This window comes from Flavobacterium sp. GT3P67 (assembly GCF_004349155.1).
Lineage (GTDB): Bacteria > Bacteroidota > Bacteroidia > Flavobacteriales > Flavobacteriaceae > Flavobacterium > Flavobacterium ranwuense.
Genome location: NZ_SMLF01000001.1, coordinates 609,767 through 621,855, shown reverse-complemented (window position 1 = coordinate 621,855; position 12,089 = coordinate 609,767). Strand labels below are relative to the sequence as shown.

The 12,089-nt window shown below is 36.4% G+C and carries 8 protein-coding genes; 7 read left to right on the top strand and 1 reads right to left on the bottom strand.

Annotation, left to right across the window (positions count from 1 at the left end):
• The first annotated feature begins 137 nt into the window (after positions 1-137).
• From E0H99_RS02720 to E0H99_RS02690, 7 genes are all read left to right on the top strand, one after another.
• Positions 138-1,403: a stage 0 sporulation family protein gene (locus E0H99_RS02720; protein ID WP_131990933.1), complete on the top strand. Its 1,266-nt coding sequence runs from the start codon at positions 138-140 to the stop codon at positions 1,401-1,403.
• Positions 1,387-1,866: a gliding motility lipoprotein GldH gene (locus tag E0H99_RS02715; RefSeq protein ID WP_131914517.1), complete on the top strand. Its 480-nt coding sequence runs from the start codon at positions 1,387-1,389 to the stop codon at positions 1,864-1,866. Before E0H99_RS02720 ends, E0H99_RS02715 begins: the two co-directional genes overlap by 17 nt.
• Positions 1,867-1,875: 9 nt before the next feature.
• Complete coding sequence (locus E0H99_RS02710) at positions 1,876-4,185, top strand: penicillin-binding protein 1A (protein WP_131990931.1); 2,310 nt, start codon at positions 1,876-1,878, stop codon at positions 4,183-4,185.
• Between the two features lie 126 nt (positions 4,186-4,311).
• Positions 4,312-5,151: a class D beta-lactamase gene (gene blaOXA / locus E0H99_RS02705; protein ID WP_131990929.1), complete on the top strand. Its 840-nt coding sequence runs from the start codon at positions 4,312-4,314 to the stop codon at positions 5,149-5,151.
• 39 nt (positions 5,152-5,190) lie between these two features.
• Positions 5,191-5,892: a CoA transferase subunit A gene (locus E0H99_RS02700; protein WP_131990927.1), complete on the top strand. Its 702-nt coding sequence runs from the start codon at positions 5,191-5,193 to the stop codon at positions 5,890-5,892.
• Positions 5,893-5,989: 97 nt separating this feature from the next.
• Positions 5,990-6,646, top strand: coding sequence for a CoA transferase subunit B (locus E0H99_RS02695; protein WP_131990925.1), 657 nt, complete (start codon positions 5,990-5,992; stop codon positions 6,644-6,646).
• Between the two features lie 347 nt (positions 6,647-6,993).
• Positions 6,994-10,488: a M4 family metallopeptidase gene (locus tag E0H99_RS02690; protein ID WP_131990923.1), complete on the top strand. Its 3,495-nt coding sequence runs from the start codon at positions 6,994-6,996 to the stop codon at positions 10,486-10,488.
• 102 nt (positions 10,489-10,590) lie between these two features.
• Here E0H99_RS02690 and E0H99_RS02685 read toward each other — a convergent pair whose 3' ends face one another.
• On the bottom strand, positions 10,591-12,030 hold the full coding sequence (locus E0H99_RS02685; RefSeq protein WP_131990921.1) for a nucleoside recognition domain-containing protein: 1,440 nt from the start codon (positions 12,028-12,030) through the stop codon (positions 10,591-10,593).
• Between the last annotated feature and the right edge of the window lie 59 nt (positions 12,031-12,089).

Here is a 12,089-nt window from a genome sequence, read left to right as displayed (position 1 = left end):
ATGAGTTTTTTTTATTTAAAATTTATGATTTTTTGGCGCAGATAGGCATTGTTCCGTAAAATTAAAAAATACTATCTTTACACATTAAACGTTTTAAGAACTTAAGTTGTGCTCGTCGCAACACTAGATATAAGATTATGGCATGTACAAGTTGTTCAACTTCTGATGGTGGCGCACCTAAGGGTTGTAAAAATAATGGGACTTGCGGCACCGATAGCTGCAATAAATTAACGGTTTTCGATTGGCTTTCTAATATGAGTTTACCTAATGGCGACGCCCCTTTTGACTGTGTTGAAGTACGTTTCAAAAACGGACGAAAAGAATTTTACCGCAATACAGAGAAATTAACGTTAAGCATGGGCGACATCGTTGCTACTGTTGCTTCTCCGGGTCATGATATAGGAATTGTTACTTTGACAGGTGAGTTGGTTAAAATTCAAATGAAGAAAAAAGGAGCCAATTACTTGGGTAATGAAATTCCAAAAATTTATAGAAAAGCATCCCAAAAAGATATTGATATTTGGTCCGCCGCAAGAGATCGTGAAGAGCCGATGAAGGTTCGCGCACGTGAACTGGCGATTGCTCAAAAACTGGAAATGAAAATTTCTGATATTGAATTTCAAGGTGACGGATCAAAAGCTACATTTTATTATACCGCAAATGACCGTATTGACTTTCGTGCTTTAATTAAGGATTTCGCTAAAGAATTCAGTACCCGAATCGAGATGAAACAAGTAGGTTTCCGTCAGGAAGCAGCTCGTTTAGGCGGAATTGGTTCTTGCGGAAGAGAGTTGTGTTGTTCTACTTGGTTGACGGATTTTAGAAGTGTAAACACCTCAGCGGCACGTTACCAACAACTGTCTTTGAACCCACAAAAACTGGCAGGACAATGCGGAAAATTAAAATGCTGCTTGAACTATGAGTTGGATACATACATGGATGCCCTGAAAGATTTTCCGGATTTCGAAACAAAATTGGTGACTGAAAAAGGAGATGCTATTTGCCAGAAACAAGATATTTTCAAAGGACTAATGTGGTTTGCGTACACCAATAATTTTGCTAATTGGCATGTTTTAAAAATTGAACAAGTCAAAGAAATTGTTGCCGAAAACAAACTAAAAAACAAAGTTTCTTCGTTAGAAGATTATGCTATCGAAATCATTGCAGAGCCAGAGAAAAACTTCAATAATGCAATGGGCCAAGAAAGCTTGACTCGTTTTGACCAACCAAAACCAAAGAAAAAAGCAAATAAAAAACGCAAACCAGCTGGTGAAAATGCAATTGTAGCAAATAACAACAAGCCCGCAAACAACAACAATAATAATCGTCAGAATCCAAATGACAAAAAGCCTGCGGAACCAAGAAAACCAATAATTATTACTAAAAATGTGGATAAAAAATAGCGCTTTACTTCTTTTAGTGGTGATCCTCTTTTCTTCATGTGATAAAAAAAGAGTTTTTGATGAATATAAATCTGTAGGTAGTGCGTGGCACAAAGACAGTATTGTAACGTTCAATTTACCGGAATTAGACTCCACAAAACGATATAATTTATTTGTAAACTTGAGAGCGAATAACAATTATCAATACAATAATCTGTTTTTAATTGTGGCATTGGAATTACCAAATGGTTTTACAAAAGTGGACACGCTTGAATACCAAATGGCAGATCCGGACGGAACACTTTTAGGCGATGGATTTTCGGATATAAAAGAAAGCAAACTCTTTTATAAGGAAAATGTACGGTTCCGATCTAAATACAAAGTCTATATCAAACAAGCGGTTAGAGAAAACGGTAAAGTTCCCGGCGTAACGGCTTTAGACGGAATTACAGAAGTAGGTTTTAGAATAGAAAAAAAAGAATAAAATAGTATTATGGCTATCAAAAAAAATAACAATCCAGCAAGAGGTAATGTGAAAGACATTGCGCACTATCAAAAGAAATTTTGGAAAATCTTCTTTTATGGAATGGGCGCTGTCGGTTTGTTTTTCTTATTTGCTTCATGGGGACTTTTCGGTTCGATGCCTTCTTTTGAAGATTTAGAAAATCCAGATTCAAACTTAGCTACTGAAGTCATATCGGCTGACGGAGTGGTTTTAGGTAAGTATTTCGAAAAAAATAGGTCTCAATTACGGTATTCTGACTTGCCAAAAAACTTGGTACAAGCATTAATCGCAACTGAAGATGCTCGTTTTTATGAGCATTCCGGCATTGACGGAAGAGGAACTTTGAGAGCTATTTCCAGTTTAGGAACTAGCGGTGGTGCAAGTACATTAACACAGCAATTAGCCAAACAATTATTCCACGGAGAAGGATCTAAATTTCTGCCTTTTAGAATTGTACAAAAAATAAAAGAATGGATTATCGCTATTCGATTAGAAAGACAATACACTAAAAATGAAATCATTGCCATGTATTGCAACGTATATGATTTTGGTAATAATTCTGTTGGAGTAAGTTCAGCAGCAAAGACCTATTTTTCTAAAGAACCGAAAGATTTAACCATCAGTGAGTCGGCAATATTAGTCGGTATGTTTAAAAACTCTGGTTTATACAATCCTATTAGAAATCCACAAGGTGTAAAAAACCGCAGAAACGTGGTGCTTTTGCAAATGGAAAAAGGAAAAATCATTTCAAAAGAAGAGAAAGAAAGACTTCAAAGTTTACCGATTAAGTTAAACTTCAAATTAGAAACACATAAAGACGGGACAGCTACGTATTTCAGAGAATATTTGCGTGATTATATGAAAAAATGGGCCGAGGAAAATAAAAAACCGGATGGTTCAGATTATGACATCTACAAAGACGGTCTGAAAATTTACACCACCATTGACTCCAGAATGCAATTGCATGCTGAAGAAGCGGTTACTGCTCACATGGCAAACCTTCAAGAAGAGTTTTTTAGTCAATCTAAGGGTAATAAAAACGCTCCTTTTGTTAATATTTCTTCTGTAGAAACACAACGAATTCTTAATCAGGCAATGAAATCATCTAACCGGTGGGCTGTGATGAAATCAATGGATAAAAGTGATGAAGAAATTATAAAATCGTTCAGCGAAAAAACAGAAATGACCGTCTTCTCTTGGAAAGGAGATAAAGACACGATCATGACACCAATAGATTCTATTCGATATTACAAACACTTTTTGCAATCCGGATTGATGGCAATGGAACCACAAACCGGCAATATAAAAGCTTGGGTTGGCGGTATCAATTACAAATATTTTCAATACGATCACGTAGGACAAGGAGCCAGACAAGTAGGTTCGACTTTCAAACCATTTGTCTACGCAACTGCTATCGAGCAATTGAACATGTCTCCGTGTGACTCGATTATTGATGGACCATTTGTAATCAGAAAAGGACGTCATCATGTTACTGAAGATTGGGAACCTAGAAATTCTGATAACAAATACCGCGGAATGGTTACCTTAAAAAGAGGTTTGGCTAATTCCATAAATACAATATCTGCAAAATTAATTGATAAAGTTGGTCCGGAAGCAGTAATCGACTTAACCCACAAATTAGGCGTTAAATCCGAAATTGTAAACCAACCATCCATTGCTTTAGGAGCTGTTGAAATAACCGTTGAAGACATGGTTGCCGCTTACAGCACCTTTGCCAATCAAGGTGTTTATATGAAACCTCAATTTATATCAAAAATTGAAGACAAAAGCGGCGTTATCATCTACGAACCAATTCCTGAATCGCATGATGTTTTAAATAAAGACATCGCTTATGCAGTTATCAAGTTACTGGAAGGTGTAACCGAAGGTGGTTCTGGAGACCGTTTGCGCACCACCGGTGGCGGTAACGGCGACAATCGCTGGACCGGTTATCCTTATTCGTTTAAAAATCCCATTGCAGGAAAAACAGGTACTACTCAAAACCAATCTGATGGTTGGTTTATGGGAATGGTTCCTAATCTTGTAACTGGAGTTTGGGTAGGTTGCGAGGACCGTTCGGCGCGTTTCAAGAGTATTACTTATGGTCAGGGAGCCACAGCCGCATTACCGGTTTGGGGTTATTTCATGAAACTGTGTTATGCTGATCCAGCCCTTAAAGTTTCTAAGGAAGGCTTTGAAAGACCTGCAAATCTTTCCATAAAAGTAGACTGTTATGTTCCTAAAAAAGTAATAGACACCACTGCGGTTGAACAGGATACCGAAGAATTTGAATTGTAAAATTCTTTTTAGGAGCTAATCCAGCTATCCGCTATATCTTTTAGTCTCATTAAAAAATGAGACTAAAAGGATGTCGCTTTTATCTGGGCTAGGGCGCTAGTTTTCAAAACAAAAATAACAGCAAAAATGAAAAGAATACCCGTGTTTTTAACCCTGTTTTTATTGATAAATTTAAACATAAATTGTCAAACAAAAAACAAGCATTCTAAAAATAGTCCAGAAAAAGAAGTTGTGGTTCCTGAATTCAACAAAATTTTAGATAGATTAAAAGTAAAAGGGGCAATTTTAATTTACGACGTTGCGAGTAAGACTTATTATTCCAACGATTTTTCTTGGGCAAAAACGGGATTTATTCCAGCATCGACATTCAAAATTCCAAACTCAATTATTGCACTCGAAACGGGAGTGGCAAAAAACGATTCCACTATTTTTAAATGGGATGGTGAAAAAAAATGGTCTAAAAACTGGGAAAAAGATTTAACCCTCAAAGAAGCCTATCACGTTTCTTGTGTGCCTTGTTATCAAGAAATAGCTCGAAAAATAGGATACGAAGGAATGAAAACTTATTTGAAAAAATTAAATTATACTGGGATGGTCTTTGATAATAATACCATCGATAATTTTTGGCTAGAAGGAGATTCAAAAATAACACAATTTCAACAAATAGCCTTTTTAAAAAGGCTCCACTTTTCAGAATTACCGATTTCAAAAAGAACGGAATCAATAGTCAAAAACATAATGATAATGGAGCAAACAAATGACTATGTTTTAAGAGCAAAAACAGGTTTGTCGGTAAAAAACGGAGTCGATAATGGCTGGTATGTTGGTTATTTTGTAGTAAAAAACAAAGTCTACTTTTTTGCTACAAATCTAGAGCCCAAAAAAGGCACTAATAGAGACGAATTTATATTGACTCGACTTAACGCAACAAAAGCAGCGTTCCAGAATCTTAAAATATTGAACTAAAACAACCTCTCAATTGTTTAAAATTAGAAGCTTATTATTATGATCAACAAAAAAGTAAACAACGTTAAGGATGCCCTTCAAGGAATTGAAAACGGGATGACCATCATGCTTGGCGGTTTTGGATTATGTGGTATTCCGGAAAATTCCATCGCCGAATTAGTAAAAAAAGAAACTACGGATTTAACCTGTATTTCAAACAACGCCGGTGTAGATGACTTCGGACTTGGATTGCTTTTGCAAAAGCGTCAAATCAGAAAAATGATCTCTTCTTATGTAGGTGAAAATGCGGAATTTGAACGCCAAATGCTTTCTGGAGAACTAGATGTTGAACTTATTCCTCAAGGAACTTTAGCAGAGCGTTGTCGTGCAGCACAAGCAGGAATCCCCGCTTTTTTCACACCAGCCGGTTATGGAACTGAAGTAGCCGAAGGTAAAGAAGCACGCGAATTCAATGGAAAAATGCATGTTATGGAACACGCTTTCAAAGCTGATTTTGCCATTGTAAAAGCCTGGAAAGGCGATACTGCCGGAAACTTGATATTCAAAGGAACGGCAAGAAACTTCAACCCGTGTATGGCTGGAGCAGCAAAAACAACTGTTGCCGAAGTAGAAGAATTAGTTGAAGCCGGAACTTTAGATCCAAATCAGATTCACATTCCTGGGATATTCGTTCAACGCATCTTTCAAGGAGAGCAATACGAAAAGAGAATTGAACAGAGAACCGTAAGAGAAAGAAAATAGACAATAGACAAATAGATAATAGAAATAGCGCTTTATTTATTAAACTTAATAAACCTTAATTTCTTAATGGTTTAAAAATTCTAAAACAGTTTTATTTATGTTAGACAAAATAGGAATTGCAAAACGAATTGCACAAGAACTTAAAGACCGTTATTTCGTGAATCTCGGAATCGGAATTCCAACATTAGTGGCAAATTATATCCCAAAAGGAATTGATGTTGAATTTCAAAGCGAAAACGGCGTTCTTGGCATGGGACCTTTCCCTTTTGAAGGAGAAGAAGATGCTGACATTATCAATGCCGGAAAACAAACGATTACCACCTTACCGGGCGCATCCTTTTTTGACTCGGCTTTGAGTTTCGGAATGATTCGAGGACAACATGTTGACTTAACAATTCTTGGTGCTATGGAAGTGGCCGAAAACGGTGATATTGCCAACTGGAAAATCCCTGGCAAAATGGTCAAAGGAATGGGTGGCGCAATGGATTTAGTGGCTTCAGCCGAAAACATTATCGTTGCCATGATGCATGTTAACAAAGCCGGCGAATCTAAAATTCTAAAAAGATGTACGCTCCCGTTAACCGGCGTGGGTTGCGTTAAAAAAGTAGTAACAGAACTGGCCGTTTTAGAAGTGACACCAAAAGGTTTTAAACTTTTAGAACGCGCACCGGGTGTAACCGTTGAATATATAATCGCTTCTACTGAAGCTGATTTAATTATTGAGGGTGAAATTCCTGAAATGGTTATCGACTAAACATTTTCGGTTCTGAATCGATTGAAGAAATAGGCTGTCCAAATGGACAGCCTATTTTGTTTGTTTTACATTCCTGAAAAAAATAAAACCAGGAAAAAACATCTCATCTTTTGTTAAAAAAAAACAAAGTTAAAACCCATAAAAATTAAATTATAAGTTATTTTTTTAATTAAAACGTCATTTATTTTTTAATCCTGTACTCCAGCTGTCATTGAGTTTATTTCTATTTTTTATATAAAATTGCACAAAAAAATCAAAATAAATTAAAAAAATATAACTTTTTAATGATTTTATGTTAAATTTGAAAACCCAAATTTTAATAAATAATTAACACTTAACCAAAACAAATGAAAACAAAATTACTCGGAAAAATTGCTCTCTTTGCTTCCGTTTCTTTTCTGGCATTGGAAACAACTGCTCAAGAAACTGACAAAAATGTAAAGCAAAAAATCACAGATGAAAAAGGAAAACCTACTTTAATCCTTTTTAGTGATAAATCTACCTACAAGGCTACAGATTCTCAAAAAGTACTAAAAGAACAATTAGGACTGAAAGAAAATTCAAATTTTTCAAAAGTTAAAACTGAAACAGATGATTTAGGTTTTCTGCATGAAAAATTTCAACTATTCCATAAAGGATTAAAAGTAGAATTTTCAACGTACTCGTTGCATTCAAAAAAATCAAAATTGGAATCGATGAATGGTGAGTTTTACCAACTTGAAGACATCAATACCAACCCTATTTTAACAAAAGAACAAGCCCTTAACAAAGCAATTTCTCAAATTGGAGCTAAAGAATATCTTTGGGAAACACCAACAGAAGCAACCGCAATTAACTACAAAAAACCTTCTGGCGAATTGGTTTTACTTCCAATGATGGATGACGAGAAGTCTGGTAAAAAAAACAACGACATTCGACTAGCTTATAAATTTGACATTTATGCCACAAATCCCGTAAGTCGTGGTGATGTATATGTTGACGCCATAACTGGAGAAACATTATTCTACAATGCTACCATTAAACACCTAGGCAAATACAGTCATGGAAACCATAACCTAGCTGAAAAATCAGATGAAAAAATAGAAAATTCACTATTTGTTGTCGCAAATGCAGCAACTCGTTACAGCAGTGCACAAACCATTCAAACATTATTAAGCGGTTCGTCTTATATTCTTTCTGACAATACGCGTGGTAACGGAATAAACACTTTCAACATGAAAAAAGGAACCAGCTACACAGCAGCGGTTAACTTTACAGATGTTGATAATAACTGGACTGCAGCTGAATTTGACAATACAAACAAAGACAACGGTGCTCTTGATGCACATTGGGGTGCAGAAAAAACATACGACTACTTTTCTACCAAACATGCCAGAAACAGTTATGATAATGCAGGAGCTATCATAAAAAGTTATGTCCATTTTGATAATGCATATGATAATGCATACTGGAATGGAAGTGTTATGACGTATGGTGACGGAAGCGGAACATACTTTGACATTCTAACTTCTTTGGACGTAGCAGCACATGAAATAGGGCATGCGGTATGTGAGAAAACAGCAAATCTGGCTTATCAAAGAGAATCAGGAGCCATGAACGAAGGATTTTCTGATATCTGGGGCGCTTGTGTTGAATATTTTGCAGCACCTGCAAAGTCCACGTGGTTAATTGGTGAAGATATCGAAAGAAGAGCCGGTAAAACAGCTTTGCGCTCCATGAGTAATCCAAAATTAGAAGGACAACCAGATACGTACGGCGGAACAAACTGGAAAGTTATTAACTGCGGTACACCAACTCAAACCAATGATTATTGTGGGGTTCATACTAATAGTGGGGTTTTAAACCATTGGTTTTATATTTTATCCGTTGGGAAAACAGGAACAAATGATATTGGAAGTTCATACAATGTTACAGGAATTACAATCGATAAAGCAGCTAAAATTGCCTACAGACTAGAAAGCGTTTACTTATCTGCTAACTCTACTTTTGCGAATGCTAGAACATTTGGAATTCAATCAGCTGTTGAGTTATATGGAGCCGGTTCTGCCGAAGTCATCGCCACTACAAATGCATTTTACGCAGTTGGTGTTGGAGCCGCTTATTCAGGTTCAACTGATACCGTTGCACCAACAGCCCCGGCTAGTTTAGCTGCAACAGGAACGACTTCATCTTCAACAAATTTATCATGGTCTGCTGCTACAGATAATGTAGCTGTTACCGGATATACTATTTATAACGGAGCAACTTTGGTGACAACCGTAACAGGATTGACTTACTCAGTAACAGGATTAACAGCCAGCACTGCTTATACTTTCACAGTAAAAGCGAAAGATGCTGCTGGAAATTTATCAGTTGCAAGTAATGCCGTTGCCGTAACTACCAGCGCAGCTACAGCAACGTATTGTGCTTCAAAAGGAAATAGTGTAGCTGATGAATATATCAGCAGAGTACAATTGGGAACTATCAACAATACTTCAACTGGAGGAACAGGTTATAGCGATTTTACAGCTACTACAACTAATTTAACAAAAGGAAATGCTACTGCTATAACCATTACACCAACATGGACAGGAACTGCTTATGCAGAAGGATATGCCGTTTGGATTGATTTAAACGGAGATAAAGATTTTGCAGATGCAGGTGAATTAGTTTGGAGTAAAACTGCTTCGACCACTACTCCGGCTACAGGTTCATTTACTGTACCAACAACCGCTGTTACAGGTTCTACAAGAATGAGAGTTTCTATGAAATACAACGCAGTCCCTACTTCTTGTGAAGCAATACCGTATGGCGAAGTAGAAGATTATACTGTTAATCTTGTTACCGCAACTGTCGATACACAAGCACCTACAGCTCCAACAAGCCTCGCTTCTTCAGGAACTTCATCTACAGCAACAACTCTTTCTTGGACTGCTTCTACAGACAATGTAGATGTAACAGGATACGATGTGTACCAAGGCGCAACATTAAAAGCCTCTGTTATAGGAACCACTTACGCAGTTTCAGGATTGACAGCCAGTACAGCATATACTTTCTCTGTAAAAGCAAAAGATGCAGCCGGAAACATCTCTGCTTCCAGCAATGTGGTAAATGTAACTACATCAGGAACTGCCCTTACCTATTGTGCATCTAAAGGAAACAGCGTAGCTGATGAGTATATCGATTATGTTTCAATTGGAGGAATTGCTAATACAACAGCTGGAAATGCAGGATATGGTAACTTTACCTCTCTAGTTGGTAATCTGCCTTATGGTTCCAATACAATCCTATTTAGTGCTGGATTTAGTGGTACAGCTTATACTGAATTCTGGAAAGTTTGGATTGATTACAACCAAAATGGTACTTTTGAATCTACCGAAGAAATGGTGTCTGGATCTTCTTCCAGCAGTGCAAATCTATCGGGTGCTTTTACGGTTCCTACATCAGCTTTGGCGGGACCAACTCGCATGAGAGTTTCAATGAAATACAATGCTGTACAAACGGCTTGTGAAACTTTCTCTTACGGTGAAGTAGAAGATTATACCGTTATTATTGGCGGAACTGCAATTAGCGGCTTAACTACTGTTAAAAACCCTAATGCTAAGATTGTGAATGAATTAGGAAACGAAAATTCAATTTCTGATTTCTCAATGTATCCAAACCCTACCAACAGCATTCTAAATATTAGAATGGCCGACAGTAGAAATAGTTCTTACAAAGTGTATAACTTTCTGGGTCAACAGGTTGATGCAGGTAAAGTTTCTGAAAACGGAATAAATGTTAGTAAATTAGTATCCGGAGTTTATATCCTAGAAGTTAGTGACGGTCAAAAAACTGAAGCTAAGAAATTCATTAAAAACTAATACGTTCCAACCAAAAGAAAAGCCTCACAATATTGTGAGGCTTTTTTATTTTATACCTAATCTTAAATTCCGAATGAAATCTAACTTAAACTACTCGTATTCTTAAAAAAACCAAGTCGCAACAAAAATAGCCGTAATCACACAAATCAAATCGACTATAAGCATCGTTCCCAGGGCATACCTCGTGTTTTTAATATTTACGGAACCAAAATAAACGGCTATCACATAAAACGTACTTTCGGCACTGCATTGAAAAATGCTACTCAATCTTGCTGTTAAGGAATCGGCCCCAAAAGTATTCATCGAGTCAATCAAAAATCCTCTTGATCCGGCAGAACTAAAGGGACGAAGTAAGGCAACTGGTAAAGCATCCGTAATTTGCTTGCTTACTCCCATATTAGAAAAAATAAAAGCGATCCAATTGCTAATAATTTCAAATAAGCCACTGTTTCTAAATAAAGAAATGGCAACCAGCATGCCCAATACATAAGGAAAAATAGTCACTCCTGTTTTTACACCGTTATTGGCTCCTACTACAAAGGTCTCAAAAACGGTTGTGGATGCTTCTGTAAATTTCTTCTCATGAATAAATGAAAAGATCAAGGTAAAAGCGATAATTCCAATTAATATTAAAGCGGAAAGATTAGATGTAAAATAGTTTTTTCCGATTAAGTCTAAATGATTTACATACATCAACAAACCAATAATTCCAGCTATTAATGTGATCAATACGATAACCAAAGAAGCACTTTTGAAATTGATTTTTTGTTTAACTCCAACAATTAAAAAGGCAGCAATCGTACCGATAAAAGAAGTGATAATACAAGGCAACATCACATCCGCAGGATTGCTTGCATTTGCAGCTGCACGGTATCCTATAATAGATGTAGCGATCAAAGTAAGGCCCGAAGCATGCAAACACATGAACATAATTTGTGCATCACTAGCCTTGTCTTTATCTGGATTTATTTCTTGTAAACTCTCCATGGCTTTTAAACCAAAAGGAGTTGCTGCAGAATCTAATCCTAAGAAATTGGCAGCAAAATTTAAGGTCATATAGGATATCGACGGATGGTTTTTGGGGATACTGGGAAACACTTTTACAAAAACAGGACTCAATGCTTTAGCAAGCTTTCCTGAGGCACCAGAAATGATTAAAAGTTCCATCAATCCACAGAAAAAAGCCAAATAAGCAATAAGCGGAAGGATTAAATCTAGCAAAGTGCTTTTACAAGTTGGCAATAAACCATCTGATTTTTGAACACCACTATATATTTTTACGGTTTTGTTTTTATAAACATAAGTCGTGTCAGCATTTAGCGTATCATGATCGATAATCATGGTTTGTTCTGGTGCTTTTTTGATGCTGTCTTTAATAAAGGCAGGAAGTTGCTCTGCAAATTTCTCCGAAATCAGAATTGGATCATCTTTCTTTCCGTTCAAAACGTGGTCAATAGTATAATTGTCTCCAGAAAACAAACTAAACACTACAAATACAATTGCTGAAATAAAAATGACCAACCAAAATCTACTCAATACCATAATCTATAATTTTTGTAAATGTAATTATTTAAGCATAAAAAGCATAAAAAATTCAAACA